The 20,506-nt window shown below is 63.6% G+C and carries 5 protein-coding genes; 2 read left to right on the top strand and 3 right to left on the bottom strand.

Annotation, left to right across the window (positions count from 1 at the left end):
* Positions 1-31: 31 nt before the first annotated feature.
* Positions 32-1,582: a carbon starvation CstA family protein gene (locus ACQREB_RS00940; RefSeq protein WP_427764191.1), complete on the bottom strand. Its 1,551-nt coding sequence runs from the start codon at positions 1,580-1,582 to the stop codon at positions 32-34.
* Between the two features lie 146 nt (positions 1,583-1,728).
* Between ACQREB_RS00940 and ACQREB_RS00935 the strand changes: the two genes are divergently transcribed.
* Positions 1,729-3,261 (top strand): pyridoxal-phosphate dependent enzyme, encoded by a 1,533-nt coding sequence (locus tag ACQREB_RS00935; protein ID WP_427764189.1) that lies wholly within the window; start codon positions 1,729-1,731, stop codon positions 3,259-3,261.
* A gap of 7 nt (positions 3,262-3,268) precedes the next feature.
* Here ACQREB_RS00935 and ACQREB_RS00930 read toward each other — a convergent pair whose 3' ends face one another.
* Entirely contained in the window at positions 3,269-4,279 is a 1,011-nt protein-coding gene (locus tag ACQREB_RS00930) for an SAM-dependent methyltransferase (protein ID WP_427764187.1), read from the bottom strand.
* On the bottom strand, positions 4,276-6,258 hold the full coding sequence (speA, locus tag ACQREB_RS00925) for a biosynthetic arginine decarboxylase (RefSeq protein WP_427764184.1): 1,983 nt from the start codon (positions 6,256-6,258) through the stop codon (positions 4,276-4,278). Before speA ends, ACQREB_RS00930 begins: the two co-directional genes overlap by 4 nt.
* A gap of 1,493 nt (positions 6,259-7,751) precedes the next feature.
* Between speA and ACQREB_RS00920 the strand changes: the two genes are divergently transcribed.
* Positions 7,752-20,384, top strand: a complete 12,633-nt coding sequence (locus tag ACQREB_RS00920; protein WP_427764181.1) for an autotransporter-associated beta strand repeat-containing protein — start codon at positions 7,752-7,754, stop codon at positions 20,382-20,384.
* Positions 20,385-20,506: the final 122 nt, after the last annotated feature.

Below are 20,506 nucleotides of genomic sequence, written 5' to 3'. Positions count from 1 at the left end.
GAAAAAAGTTTCTTAGAAAAGCGCGGGAAGTTCAACGAGATTCGGTTCCGTCGGGCGCGGCGGCGGGCGGCGTCGGCGGCGTTCCCGCGCGGACGCGCAGCACGAAGAACGCGAGCAGCGCGCACGCGAACAGCGTTCCCGCGAGCAGCGAGACGTCGTAGCCGAGCGCGAGGCCGCCGAGCTTGTGCGGCGCGTTCAGGAAATACGTCGCGCAGACCGCGCTCAGGAAAGCCGCGGGAACGCTCAGCGGCCAGTGCGTCCTGCGTTCCCGCGCCAGCCACGTCGCGCACGCCCAGAGCGTGAGCGCCGCGAGCGTCTGGTTGCCCACGCCGACGTAGCGCCAGATGACGTCGAAGGAAATCTGGCTCAGCGCGAGCGCGACGCCGAAGATCGGCAGCGAGACGAGCACGCGGTTCAGCAGCGGCTTCTGCGAGACGCCGAGCGCGTCCGCCGCGATCAGGCGCACGCTGCGCAGCGCCGTGTCGCCCGACGTGATCGGGCAGACGATGACGCCGAGAATCGCCGCGACCGCGCCGACGGCGCCGAGCCAGTCCGTGCAGATCGCGTTCACGATGACGGCGGGCGTCTTTCCCGCCTGCGCGGCGGCGTTCAGTCCTTCCGCGCCGCCGCAGTACGCGATCGCCGCGGACGCCCAGATCAGCGCCATCACGCCCTCGGCGATCATGCCGCCGTAGAACACGGGGCGCGCGTGGCGTTCGCTTTTGAGACAGCGCGCCATCATCGGCGACTGCGTGGCGTGAAAGCCCGAAATCGCGCCGCAGGAGATCACGACGAAGAGCATCGGGAAGAGCGGGTTCGCGCCCGCGTCCGCGTGAAAGTTCCTCAGCGCGGAAAAAGTCAGTTCGGGCATTTCGAGCGCGCCGGTCGCCGTCTTCCAGAGCAGCGCGCCGGAGACGCCGAGCGCCATGAAGATCAGCGTCACGCTGAAGATTGGATAGATTCTGCCGATGATCTTGTTGATCGGCATCAGCACCGCGAAGACGTAGTAGAGCACGATCGCGCCCGTCCAGATCGCCGTCCAGCTCAGCGTTCCCGCGAACGGCAGGACGAGCCCGCCCTCGGCGACCGCCTCGACGGGAACGACCTCGGAGAGCGTTCCCGAGAGCTGCGCGAGCAGCCCCGCCGGCCCGCTCACGAACGCGATGCCGATCGCGAGCAGCATCAGCGCGGAAAACGGAATCAGCACGCGCCGCGCGCCGTTCCCGAGCGTTTTTCCGATGAGCTCGGGCAGGCTGCAGCCGTCGAAGCGCATCGAAATCGCGCCGGAGAAAAAGTCGTGCGCCGCGCCCATGAACACGCAGCCGAGCACGATCCACAGATAGGCGACGGGACCGTAGGCGGCGCCGAGCACCGCGCCGAAGATCGGCCCCAGCCCGGCGATGTTCAGCAGCTGAATCATGAACGCGCGCCAGGGGCGGATCTCCATGTAGTCCACGCCGTCGTGCAGACGCAGCACGGGCGTCTCTCGCGCGGGATCGACCCCGAAGAGCTTCGCGACGAAGGCGCCGTAAAAGACGTAGCCCAGAATCAGGCAGGCCAAAGCGATGAAGAACGTGATCATCTTCCGAAAAAATGCAATCCGCCTATTGCATACCTTTGAGGGAACGGAGAAAAGAATTTTCTGCCCGTCCCGCCTTCGCGCGGCGTTCCCGCGCGGCGCGCAATTATTTTGATTTTCCTCGGAGAGGAGCGTATTTTCCGCGCATCATGTCTGCACTCAGTGAAGAAGTTTTCGACGCCGTTCTGATGGCGCGCCAGCGCGTTTACGCCGTGGCGAACCCGACGCCGCTGGAAGAACTCGTCGGCACGAATCTGCCGTTCCGCCTTTTTGTCAAGCGCGAGGATCTCGGCCCGATCAAGGCGTACAAGTGGCGCGGTGCCTACAACCGCATGGCGCTGCTGACGGCGGAGGAGCGCGCCCGCGGCATCGTCGCGGCGTCCGCGGGCAACCACGCGCAGGGCGTCGCCCTCGCGGCGAAGCTGCTCGGCGTCCGCGCCAAGATCTTCATGCCGCGCTCGACGCCAGACGTGAAGCAGTCGGCGGTGCGCCGCTTCGGCGGCGAGTTCGTCGAAATCGTGCTGCACGGTGATTCCTACGACGCCGCGGGCGAGGCCGCCAAGCGCGCCGCGAAGGAGGAGCGCCTGACGTTCGTGCATCCCTACGACGACGTCGCCGTGATGGGCGGGCAGGGCACGCTCGCGGACGAGGTCGTGATGTCGGGCAAGGGTCCGTTCGACGTCGCGTTTCTGCAGATCGGCGGCGGCGGGCTCGCGTCCGCTTCGGCGGTCTGGCTGAAGCGCCAGTATCCGGGCATCCGCATCTACGGCGTCGAAGGCGCGAACCAGGCGTCGATGAAGGCGGCGATCGAGGCGGGAAAGCCGACCGACATCGGCCGCGTGGACATTTTCTGCGACGGCACCGCCGTGCGCAAGGCGGGAACGCTCACCTTCGAAATCTGCCGCGAGCTGCTCGACGGCATCGTCACCGTCACGAACGAGGACGTGTGCTGGGCGATTCAGAAGCTGTGGGAGACGAACCGCATCATTCCCGAGACCTCGGGCGCGATGGGCGTCGCCGCCGCGCTGAAGCTCGCGGATTCGCTCGCGGGCAAAAAGGTGCTGACGGTCATTTCCGGCGCGAACGTCGATTTCGGCCAGCTCGGCTTCATCACCCGCAATTCGCAGGTGAACGGCGCGCGCCGCCGCTTCCTGCGCGTGCACATTCCGGAGCGGCCGGGCGCGTTTCTGGACGTCTTCGGCAAGGCGTTCGCGCGGCGCAGCATCACGGAATTCCAGTACGGCAAGACGAGCGAAAGCGTCGCGCGGCCCGTCGTCGGCGTCGCGGTCTCGGACGCGCAGTTCGCCGAAATCACGGGAACGCTCGACGCCGCGGGCGTCCGCTGGGAAGACGTCACGGGCGACGCGGACACGCTTTTCCGCGTGATTCCCTTCGACCGCCGCCTGCTGAAGAATCCGCTTTTCGTGCGCGTCGATTTCTACGAGCGCCCGGGAGCGCTGCACGACTTCATTTCGCGCTACCTCGGCGCGGGCGACAACATCTGCTACTTCAATTACCTTTACACGGGCGAGCGCGTCGGGCGCGCCTTGCTCGGCGTCGAGTTCGCGGACGCCGCCGCGCGCGCCGCGTTCACGGAAAAGCTCGCGGGCGAGCAGGGCGACGCCGTGCGCTCCAGCCAGATCGTCGGCGGGAACGTCGCCGCGCGCCTCTGCGGCGAGTGAGCGCGCTTCAGAGCCCGCGCGTTCCCGAGAGGACGCGGAAGGCGTGGCCCATCTTCGCGGGGTGAATCAGCTCGACGAGGCGGGCGCGTTCCCGCGGCGTGCCGCGCGCGACGATGCGCTCCGTCTCCGGCAGCGCGAATTTCATGAAGAAGGCTTCCTGGCGCAGCACGCCCGCGTCGGCGAAGCCGCGTTCCCGCGCGGTCTTTTCGAGGCGTTCCCAGAACACGTGGCAGGTGAGGTCCTGCTCGCCGGGGCGCGCCGTGAGCGCGTTCGTCTGCGCGTGGCGGAAATACGCGCGCGCGGTGCCTTCCGGGAAGGAGTCGAGGCAGTCCGCGAGCGTCTTGCCGTAGTCCGGAAAGACGATCGCGCCGCGCCACGCGCCCGCGAGGATTTTTTCGAGCAGCGTCTCCGCGTCGAGCGCGATGTCGAGCCGCCAGCCCTCGTCGATCTCCGCCGGCAGCTCGCGCGCGACGAAGCTCCGCAGCGCGTCCGTCGAGAGCGCGGGCAGGAGCGTCTCGATCCATTCGCCGCTTTCGCGGGAACGGAAGACGCCGGTTTCGCGCCACGCGCCGTCCCTGAAGATCAGCCGATGAAAGGGCTGCGCATCGAAGAGCTCGTTCGCGAAGACGACGGCCTTTTCCGGGATTTCGACGGCGTCGCCGAGACGGAAGCGCCGCGTTCCCGCAAAGGCGTCCGCCGCGCCCGCGAAGAGATCCTGCCCGGGCTCGGAGCCGATTTCGACGAGCGTGAACTCGCGCGGGTCGGCACCGGCGCGTTCGAGAAGCGTGCGCGCCGCCCGCGCGACGAGCCCGCCGAAGACTTCGCCGCCGAGACTCGACGCCGTGTAGAAATCCGTTCCCGGCGCGACGCCGACGCGTTCGCGTTCCCGCGCGTAGTAGCCGCAGCCGGGCGCGAAGAGCGCGATTGCGGAAAAATCGCGGAAGCTGAGCAGACCGCCGTTCTTCGCGGCCGCCGCGTCGAGAAGCTCGGAAACGCCGGCGCCCATGGCGGCTCTCATTCCGCGGCGGGCGCTTCGGGCTTCTTCTCCGGAGCTTTGCGGCGCGCGCGCTTCTTGTGCACGGGGACGAGGTAGGACTTGTCGCGGATCAGCTTTTCGTAGAGCGCGAGCATGGAGATGCCCTCGCGCGGGCGCACCTTGTCCGCCTTGGTCGCGCGGTCGATCTCGCGCTTGAGCATGCGGCACAGATCGTCGGCGTTGTACTGAATCATGTTCAGAATCTTGTCCACGGAATAGCCCGAGATCGCCTCCTCGATGTAGAAGCCGTCCTCCTCGTCGTCTTCGAGGAAGACGTGCGCCTCGTCCACGCGCCCGAAGAGATTGTGCAGGTCGCCGATGATGTCCTGATACGCGCCGACGAGGAAGGTGCCGAGGTAGTACGGCGTTCCCGGCGCGAGGCGGTGCAGGTTCAGCGTGTTGCGGACGTCCTCGAAATCGACGAACTCGGAGACCTTGCCGTCGCTGTCGCAGGTGATGTCCGCGAGCGTCGCGGGAACGGTCGGCTTTTCCGTGAGCCGGTGCAGCGGCGCGATCGGGAAGAGCTGGCCGATCGCCCAGCTGTCGAGCAGCGACTGGAAGACGGAGAAATTGCAGACGTACTGCTCGGAAAGCATGACGTCGAGGTCGAGAAGCTCTTCGGGAACGTTCCCTTCGAGCGAGGGAATCTCCTTCTGAATCTGACGACAGATCTGCCAGAACAGACGGTCCGCCTCGGCGCGGTTCTCGAGATTGAGGTAGCCGTGCTGGAAAAGCGAATGCGCCTCTTCGCGCTTCTGCCGCGCGTCGTGAAAACGCTCGAGCAGACCGTAGCGCCCGCCGTCGCGGAGCACTTCCTCGAGCTCGCGGACGATCGCCGCCTTCCTGCGCGTGACGAGCGGCGTCGTCGTGTCGTCCGCGGAGACGATGCGCCCCACGGCCTCGGTGACGAGAATCGCGTGCGGGGCGACGATCGCGCGCCCGCTCTCGGAAGTGATCGTCGGGTGCGGCACGTCGGCGTCGTCGCAGACCGCCTTGATGTTCGCCACGATGTCGCGCGCGTACACTTCCATGGAATAATTCATGGAGCTCTCGTAGTTGGAACGCGAGCCGTCGTAGTCGATGCCGAGCCCGCCGCCGACGTCGAGGTGCTCCATCGGGAAGCCCATCTTCGCGAGCTCGCAGTAGAAGCGCGCGGCTTCGGTGACGGCCTTCTTGATGGTCAGAATGTTCGGCACCTGCGAACCGATGTGGAAATGCAGCAGGCGCAGCGCGGACGCCATGCGCGCGTGCTTCAGCTTTTTCGCCGCGAGGATGATCTCGCCCGGCGTCAGCCCGAACTTCGCGTATTCGCCGGCGGACTTCGCCCATTTGCCTTCGCCGCTCGTCGTGAGCTTGACGCGGAAGCCGATCACGGGCTCGGCGTTCATCTCGCGCGCGATGCGGACGATCTGATCCACCTCCTCGAGCTGCTCCACGACGATGATCGTGCGCTTGCCGAGACGGCGCCCGAGCAGGGCGAGCCGGATGTATTCCTCGTCCTTGTAGCCGTTGCAGACGAGCAGCGCCTTCTTGTTCTCAAGCAGCGCGAGCGCGATCAGCAGCTCCGGCTTGCTCCCCGCCTCGAGCCCGTAGTCGTAGTCCTCGCCCGCGTCGAGAATCTCCTCGACGACTTCGCGGAGCTGGTTGACCTTGATCGGGAACACGCCCTGATATTTCCCGCGGTATTCTTCGTCCTTGATCGCCGCCTGAAACGCGCGGTTGAGCTGGATGACGCGGGAACGCAGCACGTCCTGAATCCGGATCGTCATCGGCGGGCGCAGCCCCATGCTCTCCGCTTCCTTGATGATGTCGGTGATGCGGATGCGCCGCGCGTCGCCCTGCGGGTGGACGTTGAGGAACCCGTCCTCGTCCACGGAGAAGAGACCGGCGCCCCAGCGTCTGAAACCGTAGTATTCCTCCGCCTCCGCCGGCGTCCATGCGTTCGTCTGATTTTTCTTCATCGCTTCGTTTCGGGAAAGATTTTCGGGCAATTAAAAAACATTTTCCCGGCTTTGATAACAGCAAAATTCGCGCGCGGAAGATGAAAAGGAGGGCGGCGTCCCGCTTGCTCCCGAAATCGGAAAACGCAAAGAACGCAGAGAAAGACCGCGAAGTCAAGGAAAGTTAAAGAAAGGTTGAAACCGCGAATTGCCGCGAATGAGCGCGAATTTCACGGGAGGGCGAGCGTCCCGCTTGCCCCGAAATCCTCCCGACACAAACTTCTCTTTAAGCTTTAACCCTTCACCTTTAATCTTTCCTTTACAGGGATTTTTTCCTTGCTTCGAGAAGCGTCCGCGCGGAAAATGTTCGAAAATCTTTAAACAGCTCTTCCGGAATTTTGTTGCACAGGGTAGCGCATGAAATTCCTCGGAGCGGCGGCGGAGAGGCTTCGGCGTCTCCGCCGCTTTTCGTTCTGACGAAGAAGGACGCCGTCCCGTGAAGAACGACGTCCCGGAAGCCTACAGCAACCAGCGGCAGATTTTCTCAAGGATTTCGAGCACGCCCGAAATCACCGTTACGATCGCCGCCGCAAGCAGCAGCGCTTCCTGTTTTTTGTTGCGCGGGTAACGCATAAAGCGCTTCGCGCGCATCCTGCGCGGGAAAACAAAAAACTGCCCGGAGCATGCAGGCTTCGCTTTGGAGATGCAAGCTTCAAAAACCTTTCTTTAACTTCCTTTGCCTTCGCGGTTTAAAAATCCCCCGAAATCCTCCCGATAGAAACTTCTCTTTAACCCTTAACCCTTAACCCTTAACCTTTAACCTTTAAGCTTTTTTCAAACACAGAGAAACGGAGAAACAGAGAAACGGAGTTCCGCTGGAGATTTTTCTCGCCTCTCCCTTTGTTCAACCTTTCTTTAACTTCCTTTACCTTTGCGGTTTAAAATCCCCCGAAATCCCTTCAATCCCTGTTAAAAAATCTGCGCTCATCCGCGTCATCTGCGGCAAAATTTCCGCTTGCGGCGCCCTTCTCCCGGGCTCGTTGAAAACAAAGCGGCGGAGAAACCGAAACTTCTCCGCCGCCGCTCTTCCGATTCATGCGACACCAACGCCGAACACGGAAGCGCTGTTTGAAAATCTCCGCATATTTTCCGCGAGCTCTCCTCTCGAAGCAAGGAAAAAATCCCCCGAAATCCTCCCGATAAAAACTTTTCTTTAAACTTTAACCCTTAACCTTTAACCTTTCTTCAAACACAGAGAAACAGAGAAACGGAGTTCCGCTGGAGATTTTTCGCGCCTCTCCCTTTGTTCAACCTTTCTTCAATTTCCTTTGCCTTTGCGGTTAAAAAACTTCAATCCCTGTTAAGAATTCTGCGCTCGTCCGCGAGTTACGCGGGAGATTTCGCTTGCGGGAACGCCGAAAAAGGCGAATACTCACGCACAATCTGCGGGGAAACCCTCCCCGCGGCATTCCCCCTTTAAACCATCAGCATCACCCGAAAATCAACCCCCGTTTATGAAAAATTCAAAATTTTTCCTGACCACCCTTTTCGCCGCCGCCGCAATGGGCGCTTCCGCGTACGGAGCCGGAGAAGTCATCAGCATCAATTTCGGACAGACCGCAGACAACATCACCGCAGAGATGACGGGAAACGCCGGGCTTGTCACTTACACGGACGGGAGCGGCGCCACTGTTACCGGCGTCGGCGCCGCGGGGTGGTCGAATGCGACTGGTCAGAACGGAACGAATTCAGAACTGAAAAACTACAACGGCGACACGATTGAGGGCGCGTCCGTCACATGGGTGGGAGCGCAGGGTCCTTGGGGGGGCGGACCTGCCAAAACGGGAAGCGTTTTGAGCGCGATTCAGCACTCCTATATGGACTTGAGCGCGAACAACACATGGAATATTTCCGTCGATACGCCTTTCCTTGTCTGCGACGTTTACCTCTATTTCAGCGGTGACGGGAACAAGTATTCCCCCGTTAACGTGAACGGCATTTCTTACATCGGCGGCGCAAACATACTCGCCGGGACCGCTACGGAGTGGGGCGATCGTGGGCAAACCACGAGCGGAACGCTCGCTCTCGGCACGAACGCGATTCTCGTTACGGGAACGGCGGGCATTGTTTCTCTGTCGAATGTCCCGCAAAACGATTCTGCCAAGCGTGCGACGATTTCCGGCATGCAGATTGTCGAGACCTACGCGGGAACGGCGCATGCGGCGACGCTCGGCGGAGACGCTGCGTGGAGCGGCGTTTCTTTCGACACGGCTTGGGCGAACTCGCAATCGACGGTTGATGCCGCAACCGGACAAATCACTTCGACGAACGGCGCTTATGCGGACTTCACGCTGACGGCGGACGCGACGCTGACTTTCGATTCCGCCGTCGTCACGGACGCGATTTATGTTTCCGGCGAAGAAAAAACGCTCACGCTTTCGAACGCGGGCTCCGGTTCGTTGACGCTTTCCGGTCCTGCGACCTTGCGCGCGAACGCGGGCGCGACGATTGCGTTCGACACGACTGCCTTCCTCTTTAATCTTGCCGACAATGTTTCCGGCGTGAAATTGGCGGGTTCCGGCACGATCGAATTCACGGACGCGGACGGCACCGCCGCGTATGGTAAAATCGGAACGGATTTCACCGTCGCGTCCGCCACGACGGTGAGGATTGACGGCGCGGTGACGCTTGATCTCGGCAGTGACGCGCTCGTCTTTTCCGGAGTTTCGCGCGAGTTCGCGGGCGGGCTCTCCGTTTCCGGTCTAGGACTCGGAGTTTCCTCAGGGGCGACGGTGACGATTTCCGGCGGCGCGAGCTCGTTTACAGGCGGCATTTCCAGTACTCAAATTTCCGGTATTTTAGGAAGTGACAATTCCGTTCTTGTCTCCGGATCGGGCTCCGTTCTCAACATCACGGGCGGTACGCTCGCTCTCACGCAGTCCATCGGAACGCACGCGGGCGGCGTCATCAACCAAAGCGGCGGTACGGTGAACACGACCGCGCTCCGTCTGCACGATTCGGGCGGCGCATCCGGCACTTCCACCTACAATCTTTCCGGAGGCGTGCTGAACATTTCGAGCACGAACACGGACACGTCCCCGACAGAAATCACTCACTTAGGCGTGCTTATCGGACACTGGGGACAGGGCAAAGGTCTGCTCTCCGTGACGGGCGGCGTGCTGAACGCCGCGAACACGGTCGCGTGTGTTTCATACAGCTCGCCGGGTGAAATGAGCATTTCCGGCGGTGAAGTGAATCTCAAAGGAATTAATTTGACGGGTCAAGGCACCAACGCCGCGATGGTCACGCTTTCCGGGAACGGGCGTCTGAACGTCGGTTCTGCGGGTCTTGCGACGGGCAACAACGGGAACGGCACGAAAAAGTACAACCTCAACGGCGGCACGCTCGGCGCGTTGGAGGACACGTGGTCTACGGGCGCGGGCGTGACGCTGAACGTCGGCGGCGCGGTAGAGATCGACACGACCAAGCGCGTCGTTTCCGATTCGGGAGCTTCCACGGTGTCGACCGACGGAGCGACGATCACGCTCGGAAACATCGCGTTCGCGGACGCGGGAGCGCTGACGGTTTCCGGCGCGGGAACGCTCAAGCTTGACGGCGTGGTTTCCGGCGTCACTGCGGACTCCGCGGCGAAAATTACGCTCAACGGCGGCACGCTCGAACTCGGAGATAATCTCAAATACGCGTTCACGGGGGCGGACGATTCGCTTGTCGGGAAAACCTTGAACATTGCCGTGGTCAACGGCGGAACGGTGACGGGAACGCTCTCGAGCGGCGATTTTACTTGGAACGGCAAACCAATCTCCGCTCGAACGGACGTCACGTTGGACGGGAACGCCGGCACGGTGACCTTCGGCGACGTCGGCGCCTATAATCTATTTTGGAAAGGCGCTTCCGGCGGGACGTGGGACAGTTCGAGCACGACCGTCTTCGGTAAGGATTCCGCAGAGGGCGAAGGGACTGCGTTCGTCGATATTGACAATGTGACGTTCAACATCGCGGCGACGGAGACGGCGAGCACCTACACGGTGAACGTGTCGAGCGTGCTTACGCCGGGCGACGTCGTGACGGACGTCGGCGAGAACGTGACGTTGCGCTTCAATCTTTCCGCGGCTAATCAGATTGCCGGCTCCGGCACATGGACGAAGACGGGCGCGGGCGTGCTCGAAATCAGCAGTTCGCTTTCCGGCAGCCGCACGGGCGACATGATCGTCGAGGCGGGAACGTTGCGGCTTGCGACGGATTCGGATACGCTTCGGGCTTTCGGTACCGGAACTTTGGAAATCAAAGCGGGCGGGACGCTCGACCTCAACGGAAAGAACAGCGCTCTTGTCAGCACGCCGATCAAGATTGCGGGCAACGGTGCGGACGGCAACGGCGCGGTCGTGAACAACGCCTCCAATGAAATCGGGACCGGTCAACAGCAATTCGCGAACGTGACGCTCACTGCAGACGCGTCGGTCGGCGGCACCAAAAATTTCGGAACGATTGCCGGCGGCTACGGCTCTCACAGTTTCAATCTCGTCGGGTTCACGCTGACGAAAAAGGGCTCGAACACGTTCTACGTCGCCAACACGCAGTTCACGGCAGGAACAATCAACGTCGAAAGCGGAACTTTCAGAATTTTGAACAATGGCGGGAACTCGAACGCGGAGGCGGTCGATTTTATCTTTTCGGGCGGTGCGTTGACGGTCGATGCTGCGGCGAACAGCGATAACCCGAGAACATTCACCGTCAAGTCGCTCAGCGGCAATTCCGGTTCCGTGACGATCGGAGAGAACTCCACGCTCACCATCGCCGGCGGGACGGAGTCGAATTTGGGCGTCGCCGTGACGGGCGCAGGCACGTTGACGTTGAACAACGGCGGCACGCTCCGCTTCACCAACGGCGTCAACCAGACGTTCACGAAATTCAATATTTACGGCACGACAATCGTCGAGAGCGGAGTGACGCTCGACCTGACGAACAACTCGCGTTCCGAAAACTCAGGCGGGAACGGCGCGCTCATCGCGGACGGCGGCATCATCAGAATGGCGGATCTCGGTTGGGGCGCGACCAAGAATTTCGGCGCGAACTTCAATTACGATCGGCTTCAGCTCGCGAACGGCGGCGTTCTTGAGGTGACGGCGGCGCAGGCCGACGGCACCGGCGCCGGACAGCGCGGCTTCGCCATCACGGGCGGCACGGGCACGTACCGCTACACGGGAGCGGAAGCGAGCTACATCGTTTCCGGAGAGGCCAATCAGCTCGTCAGCGTCTCGGACGGCGCGGAACTTGTTTTCGATATCACGGACGCGAGCGGCTCGCTGACGGTTTCCAAGGTCATCGCCAAAGGAACGAATACGAGCAGCGGAAATCCGGCGCATTCTACCAGCTCGCTGAGAAAAACGGGGGCGGGCTCTCTCGCGCTTTCGGGGACGGTGAATCTTTCCGGCGGCTTCGCCGTCGATGCGGGTTCGGTGACGATTTCCTCGGCGGATTTCTGTTCGGGAACGATCACCGTCGCCAACGGCGCGACGCTCGCGTTCACGGATACGACGAAATTCAACCTCGCGAATTTGGAGGACGAAAACGGCATTTACACGCTCGTCGTCAACGACGGCGGCACGCTTTCCGGCACAGAAAATCTCGGAACAGACGATTTCCTCAACGCGCCTTCGCGCGGCATCGCGTCGGTCAATGTGACCGAAGGCGGAATCACGGCGACGTCCGCCGCGCGCGTGCTCACGTGGAATGGTTCCGGCGCCACGCCTACGTGGAATACGGCTGCGGACAACCTGATGTGGACCTATAACGGCGGCACGGCCTCTGACTTCCAGAACGACGACAGCGTCGAGTTCACGGCGAACGCGGCGGGCACAGTGACGGTCGGCGAGGCGGTCCGCGCGAAGACGGTGAAGTTCACGGGCGGCGAATACACGCTCGCGGGCTCAGGCTCGATTTCGTCCGCGGGCGGCGTGCTCGTCACGGGAACGGGCACGGTGCTCTCGCTTTCGACCGGCGGCGGGCAGAGCATCATTCATGGCGTGCTGACGATTGAAAACGGCGGCGTCGTCAAGTTGACCACAGGCGACGCGACCGGTTGGGGCGGCGGAGCGAACGCGATCAACACGCTCGTCATCAACGGCGGCGAGCTTGTCGTCGCGACGAACGGTAACCAGACCTTCAATATGTCCGGCGGAATCACGCTCTCGGGCGCCAAGATTTCCAAAACGGCCGATGCCGCCAACGCGAACATCGACCTTTACTCCTCGACGCTCGGCATTACGACGTTGGCGTCTTCCGTCACTTCGGAAATCGACGTGAATCTCGGTCTCCGCAGAAACGACACAGCGGCCGATGCCGGGGCGGACATTGAGTTCAACGTCGCTGACGGCGATGCGGAAGTCGATCTGCTCGTTTCCGGAAAGGTGCGTAATCTCAGCTATACCAACGACCGTCTGAAAAAACTCGGCGGAGGCGTGATGAAGCTCACGGGCGACAATGCAGAGTGGACTACGGGCGGCACTATCGCGGAAGGCACGTTGATTGCGGCGTCGGGCACGGCGCTCGGCACGGGCGCGATTTCTGTCGCGAGCGGCGCGAAGCTCGTCATCGAAGACGCTTCGGCGGACGGTTATTCCTACGCGAACGCGTTCACGCTTGCGGGTGAACTCGAAAAGACGGGCGCGGGCGCGACGACGCTCTCGGGCACGGTCGAAATGGGCACGGCGACTTTGAACGGCGGCACGTCTGGACTCACCGTCGGCTCGCTGAAATACGGGCGCGGTGACGGCGTCAACACCGCGACGATTCAGGGCAAAGTCAACGTGACGGGCGATGCTCAGCAGTCTTCGAACGGACAGGTTGACGGCGAAATCGTCTCGCTTGCGGGCGGCGCGGAAATGACGGTCGGCGGCACATTCGGCACGAGGGAGGAGAATGCGTATGACCTCGCCCAAGTAGGCGTCGTTCTGAACATCGGAGACAATGCGTCTCTGAGCGCCGCGAACATCGCGAACGGAAACGATTTTGACGTCACGTTGGGCGCGAACGCGACTCTTTCCGCGACGACGGCGCTGACGCTGAATGCGATATGGGGCGACAAAACCCACTCCTTTACGGGCGCGGGCGCGGATTCTTCTCAAGTTTCGGCGGGGACGGTCGCTCTTACGAGCGCGAATTCCGTTCTTTCCCTTACCAATCTGCGCTTAGACGTCGGTAACGGCGGAATCAGCGGAACGGGACGACTTGTTTTGAACAATGCGGCGCTCGGCGTGCGCGACGGCGCGGACGGTTGGTCCACGAGTCTGAACGCGGAGCTGAGCGGAACCGTCGTCGCGGATGCTGCTGCCGACAAGAGCATCACGCTCGGCGGCGTGCTCTCTGGAACGGGAGCGCTGACGAAATCCGGCGCGGGAACGCTCGTGCTCGATCCGAACGGCGGAACCAACAATTTCTCCGGAGCGGTCACGCTTGCGGGCGGCGCGCTCGAAATCGCGGGCGCGGGCGCGCTCGGCACGAGCGGCAACGTCGTCTTCGCGGCGACGGGAACGAGCTTCGGCGCGACGGCGGCAACGACGCTCAGCGACCTGACGCTCACCTTCGGCGACGTGTTCGCGACGGAAACGGCGGCGGGCGTTTCGCTTTCGAACATCACGTTCTCGAACGCGACGATCGAATTTTCGGACGCGGCGCAGTTCGCGACCGCGGGAACGGTGCTCCTCCTTTCCGGCTACACGGGAACCACGAGCGACTTCAACCTCAATTACGTCGGCGACGGTCGCATTTACGTGGACGCGGGCAACCTTTATTTCTCGACCTTCATGGGCGATTTGTATTGGAACGGCGCGGTGAACGACGTCTGGAACACGACGGACGCCAACTGGACGGAGGACGGAGTGACGAACAGAACGTTCGTGAACGCGTCGTCCGTCACTTTCCGCACGGCGGACGCCGCGGTTCAGCTCGCCGGAGCGTTTTCCGTGAGCACGATGACGGTTTCCGAAAGCGTCGCGTTTTCGGCGGCGGAAGGCGCGGAAGCGTCTTCGATCAGCGTCAATTACACGGACCTCACGATTGATCCGGGCAAGACGCTGACGATCGGCGAGGGCGTGACGCTCGACCTTTCCGGCGGCGACGCGCAGGCGGGCGTCAGCCGCTCCGACATTCTCGGATCCGGAACGGTCAAGCTCAAGCTGACGACGACTTACACCAACGCGCTTTCGCTCGACGGTTTCGCGGGAACGACCTACGTCACCGCGGGGAATTTCAGAATCAACGACGCGAAGTTCGGCGATACGCTTCACCTCGCGGGCGGAGTGAATTTCGAACTTTCCGGCGGCTCTACGGTGGAGCTCGGTGCGGGCAAGAATCTCGTGCTCGACGGCACGACGCAGGTGCACCAGAACAGCAGCGCGAATCTGACCTTCAACGGCTCGGTGACGGGCGCGGGAACGTATGACCGCCGCGGAGCCGGTACGCTGACCTTCAACGGCGCGGTCGCTCTCGGCGGATTCCTGCAACAGGACAACAGCAATGACGGCGCCGTGACGACTTTCGGCGGCACCGCGGACTTCGCGAACGGCGCGACACTTAATTTCGCGAAAGGGAGCGCGAGCTTCAACGGTGCGACGACGTTCGGCGACAACGCGACGCTGACGCATTCTTCTTCGAGCGCGTTGTCGTTCAGCGCTCCCGTGACGTTCGGTTCCGGCGCGACGATCACGCATTCGAACGGCACGTTGACCTTCGGCGGCGCGACGACGTTCGGCGACGGCGCGACGCTGACGATTTCCACGGGAAATCTCGCGTCGATCTCGTTCACGAATTCGCTGAGCGTCGGCGAGAATCTGAAAATTTATTACGGAGGATCGCCTAACGCTTCGACGACGCTCGCGATCGGCGAGCTCGCGCTGAGCGGCGCCTCGACGACGCTCACGACGCAGAACTGGCACGGCGCTTATCAGATCGGAAAGCTGAGCCTCGCGGCGGGAACGGCTTCCGCGACGCTGAATCTGGTTTCGGAGCAGACGTCCGCCCTGTTTTCCGTTTATGAGCTCGGCGCGTCCGGCGTCACGGACAGCGGCGATTTCGCGGGAACGATCAATGTTTCTTCTACAAACGGCGGGGATACGCGTTCCGCTTCTCTCGTGCTTTCCGACGCGAACATCGCGAAGAACGCCGTGGTCAATCTCGCGACGCTCGCGTCTCCCGGGGCGCAGCTCGCGCTCGGCGTGAACGCGGCTTCCGTGACGGTCGGCGGTCTGGAATCCGCCGAGGCGGTCGGCGACAGAGCCAAGGTTTATTCCGGCAAGGTCGCGTACGGCGCGGAAGGCGGCGCGGCGCCGGGCGACGGCACGACGCGCGCGCTCGTCATCGACACGACGGCGCACGCGGACACGGAGCACGTCTTCCGCGGCGTGATCGGCGCGGATCTTGCGCTGACGAAGACGGGCGCGGGAACGCAGGTGCTGACGAACGCGGGGAACGCGTTCGCGGCGCTGGAGGTTTCCGGCGGCACGCTCGCGGCGACGAACGTCGGCGCGCTCGGCGCGGCGGATTCGGTGACGCTGACGGACGGCACGCTCGAGCTGCGCGGCGTTTCGGGCGCGGACAACGATGCGGCTGAGTTCGCGAAATCGCTGACGGGCGCGGGAACGTTCGCGCTGACGAACACGAGCAAGGTCGCGGTCGCGGCGGACGGGCTTTCCGGCTTCACGGGAACGCTGAACGTCGCGGACGAAGCCTCGATGCAGGTTTCCGCGGCGGCGGATTCGGAGACGACGGTCGGCGCGACGCTCGACGGCGCGGGCACGTTCGAAAAGCTCGGCGACGGCACGCTGGCGCTGAGCGCGGCGGCTGCCGCCGACCGCACGGGCTCGACGACGGTTTCCGCGGGAACGCTCGCGCTGACGAACGCCAGCGCGCTTGGTTCGGGCGAGGTTTCTCTCGCTGCCGAAAACGCGACTTTGGAACTGCGTGGTCTCGCTTCGTTCGGGAACACGGTGAACAGCGACGCCGGCGCCGGCAAGCTTGCGCTGACGGGAGGCTCGAATCTGACGATGAATTTCGGCGATCAGCTTTCCAATTTCGGAGGCAAGGTCGATCTCGGCGCGGGAACGCGTCTGAATCTCGGCATCAACGCCGACGACGTCGCGGCGTTCTCGGGCTTCGGCAACGCGGCGAGCATCGGCGCCAACGCGACGCTCGGCATCGACGCGGGCGCGGCGGACGCGGCGTTCGCCATGGCGCTTTCCGGCACGGGCACGCTCGAAAAGCTCGGCACGGGCACGCTGACGCTCGCCGCCGCTCCCGCGGACGCCTTCACGGGAACGCTGAAGATCAAGGAGGGCACGCTGAAGCTCGACGGCACGTGGACGCTGAACAACGATGTCGCGGGAACGGGCGCGCTCGAAATCTCGGGCAAGATCACCGCTCATGCGAGCAAGTTCACGTCCGAGTTCACGGGCGCGACGACGGTGCTCGAAAATTCCGAGCTCGAAATTTGGACGGACACGACCGGTTCGCTTTCGACGGCGGTCACGGGCGCGGGCACGCTGACGAAGACGGGCGCGGGAACGCTCTCGCTCGCGGCGGGAACGACGGTGAAGACCGTCGATCTGCGCGCGGGCGGACTCGCGGGCGTGAATCTCGGCTCCGGGCAGACGCTGAAGATCAGCTATGACGACGTGACGCTTTCCGGCACGAACACGCTGACGGCGGGAACGCTGAGCTTCCTCGATGGAAATTCGGCGCTCACGAAGCTGACGATCGCGGACGGCACGACGACGGTCGGCGGCGATCTGAAGATCGACGTGAACGTCGCGTTCCCGAGCGTGACGAATCCGAGCTTCGAGACGGGCGCGGAAGTTTCGCACGTCAACACCTACACGCTGATCGAGGTCGCGTCCGGCGCGACGCTCGACGGCTGGGACACGCTGACGAAGGACAATTTCCTGGTGAACGGCGTCGAAATCACGTCGCACCGCGAGTCGGTTCTCACGAACGTCGCGCCGGGGCAGATTTCGCTTGAGCTGAAATCCTTCGATCTGCTCTGGAACGGCGGGAACGGCGTCTGGAACGTGGGCGGCAACGCCGTCTGGACGCGCGCCGACGCGACCGGAACGACGTTTGTGGAAACCTACATGAATTCCGACCGCGTGACGTTCGCGGGCACGGCGACGGTGACGCTCGGCGAGGACGTCGCGCCGGAGACGATCGAGGTGACGGGCGGCGGCACGCTGACGCTCGACTGCGGTGGACACGCCGTGAAGCACGGCAGGACGACGATCAAATCCGGCTCGACGCTGGCGCTGACGATCGGCGACGCGGCTCACGCATACTTCGCGGCTCCCGTGACGGTTTCCGGCGCGGGAACGCTGAAGCTCGACATGAACGCGGACGCGGATCTCGCGACGCTGATCGCGGGCACGATTTCCGGCACGAACGGGCTGACCTTCGAAAAGGCGGGCACGAAGACGCTGACGATTTCCGACGGCGCGAACAGCAAGCTCGCGGGCTTCACGGCGGACAACGTGGTCTCGGTTTCGGCGGGAACGCTCGTGATCAAGGACGGTTTCGCCTCGATCGGCGGCGCGGAGCTGAACGTCGGCAGAGACGCGACGGCGAAGGCGCTGCTGACCTTCGACGAAAGCCTGAGCAACCGGATTTCGGGTTCGGGTACCTTCGTGAAGCAGGGCGCGGGAACGCTGACGCTTTCCGCGGACAGCACGGCGTTCAGCGGTTCGCTTTTCGTCGATGAAGGCACGGTGCGGCTCGAAGACGCGAACGGCATGGGCGACGCCGCCTTGGGGACCGACGTGACGGTCAATCCCGACGGCACGCTCGTGCTGGCGTTCTCCGACGCCGTTTACAACAAGAATTTCCACGGCACCGGCACGATCGTCGCGGACAACGGGGAAAAGCTGACGCTGCGCGGCGGCGAAGGCGATTTCTCGGGCGATTTCGTGGTGAACGGCGGGCTCGTTTCGGCGCAGCTGGGCGGCTCGTTCGGCGCGGGAACGATCGTGTTCGCGGACGCGGACAAGGCGGTCGAGTTCAAGCTGACCGAGGTCGGCGCGTTCGCGGGCTCGTTCTCGGGCGAAGGCACGGCGACGCTCGCGGCGGGCTCCAAGGAGCTGACGCTTTCGGGCGCGTCGAGCGACGGTTTCGCGGGAACGCTGAAGGTTGAGACTTCCGCGGTCGCCGAACACGCCGAAGTGCTCGGCTCGGCGGACGCGACGGTCGAAATCGGCGCCGCCGGCGTGCTGAGCGTCGAGGCGGGCACGCTGAAGGCGAAGCTTGCGGGCTCGGGCATGCTGGCGAAGACCGGCGCGGACACGACGCTGACGCTCGCGAACGCGGACAACGCGGACTTCACGGGCAGAATCGCCGTGAAGGAAGGCGCGCTGAGCGTTTCCGACGCGGCGGCGCTGGGCGCGACGCGCGGCGTCGAGCTCTCCGCGGGCGCGACGCTCGACATCGTGGTGCGCGCGGGCGAGACGTTCACGCTGGACCGCGCGGTCACCGGCGAGGGCGATCTGGTCGTGCGCGGCGAAGGAGACGGAACGCACGCGTTCGTGTACGGTCTCTCCGGCAAGAATTTCCACGGGAACATGACGTTCTCGGGCGTTTCGGCGGTTTCCGCGAGCAACTTCACGGCGGACGACGGTCTGCTGCGGCTGACGAACGCGGCGACGTGGGACGCGCGCGGCGGCGTCTCGATCGGCGAACGCTCCGTCCTCACGCTGTTGAGCACGCGCGTTTCCGCCGCGGCGGACGTGCGCACGACGAGCGCGGATTCGGAGGCGGGCATCGCCTCGACGCTGACCTCGGGCGGCTTCCGCGCGAGCTCGGGCGTCTCGGGCTCGGTCGAGCTGAGCGGCATTTCGGTGACGCCGACGACGACCGCTTCGGGCGAGGCGGGCGCCGTGCTGAGCTTCGGCGTGGACAGCCGACCGGACGCGCGGGTCGCGCCGATCGCGCTTTCCGGCGACGGCAGCGTGACGCTGAACAACGTCTCGGTCGAGGTGCTCCTCGGCGGGGACCTCGGAAGCGCGTTCGACGTTTCCGAAATCCGGCTCGTGGACACGGAGCGGGGCGGCATGGTCGACGGCTCCGGCGTGGATTCGGCGACGATCGTTCTCGCGGACGGCTCCGAGGTGGAATATCACTACCGCAACGGCTGGCTGACGCTGGAGGCGGTGCCGACGGGCATGAACCTCGCCTACGCGGCGATGGTGACGCTGCCGACGGAAACCTTCTCGCAGGACGTGCGCAGTCTGCACCGCCGCATGGAACAGCGCCGCTTCGGCGTCGAGGACCGCAACGAATGGCAGTTCTTCGCGCAGGCGCAGACGATGTCGGCGGACACGGGCTCGGACAAGAGCGATTCGGCGACGTTCGACTATTCGACTTACGGCGCGCTGGTCGGCGCGGACGTCCGCGTGGGCGAATCGACGCTGTTCGGGCTCGCCCTCGCGTATGACCGCGGCACGGCGGACATTCACGACGACCAGGGCGAAATCACGTCGGACGCCTACCGCGCCACGCTCTACGCGGGAACGGTGTTCGCGGATTACCTCTACGCGGAAGCGGGCGCGCACGTCGGCTTCGCGTCGAACGAGATCGACCGCAAGGGCGACTACGACCGCAACAAGGGCGACGCCGACGCGTGGAGCGCGGGCGCGTTCGCGACGGTCGGCGGCGTGATTCCGACGGGCGTGGACGGCTTCTTCCTCACGCCGCACGTCGGCGTGGCGTACCTGACGACGCACGTCGAATCCTTCGAGGAACGCGGCACGAGCGCGATGGACGTCGATTCGATTTCGGCGGACAGCCTGCGCGCGAGCGTCGGGTTGGGCGCGCAGGTCGCGTTCGGCTTCGGCGAAGTGCCGACGCGCTTCACGCTCGACGTCTCGTATTCGCGCGAATGCCTCGACGACGACGTGGACGCGAAGATCCGCACGGAAGACGGCTCGCTGACGCGCACGGAAAAGGCGTTCGCGGAGGACGTGATTTCGGTCGGCGCGGGGCTGGACTTCTCGCTGTCGAAGAACACGGGCGTCTTCCTGAACTACACGGCGGACTTCGGTCTGAATTCCGACGTGACGCACCGCGCGGACGCGGGCTTCCGCTTCACGTGGTGATTCTGGGAAAGTTATGAAGTGATGAAGTTATGAGGTTATGAAGTTCATTGTGCTCGGCTTCGCCGAAAGGATTTCCGAAAAATTCTCTTCGCGAAGCGAAAAGCAAACAACCTTCATAACCT

This window comes from Candidatus Spyradosoma sp. SGI.093 (assembly GCF_050314555.1).
Taxonomy (GTDB): Bacteria; Verrucomicrobiota; Verrucomicrobiia; order Opitutales; family UBA953; genus Spyradosoma.
This window is presented reverse-complemented; position numbering and strand designations above follow the sequence as displayed.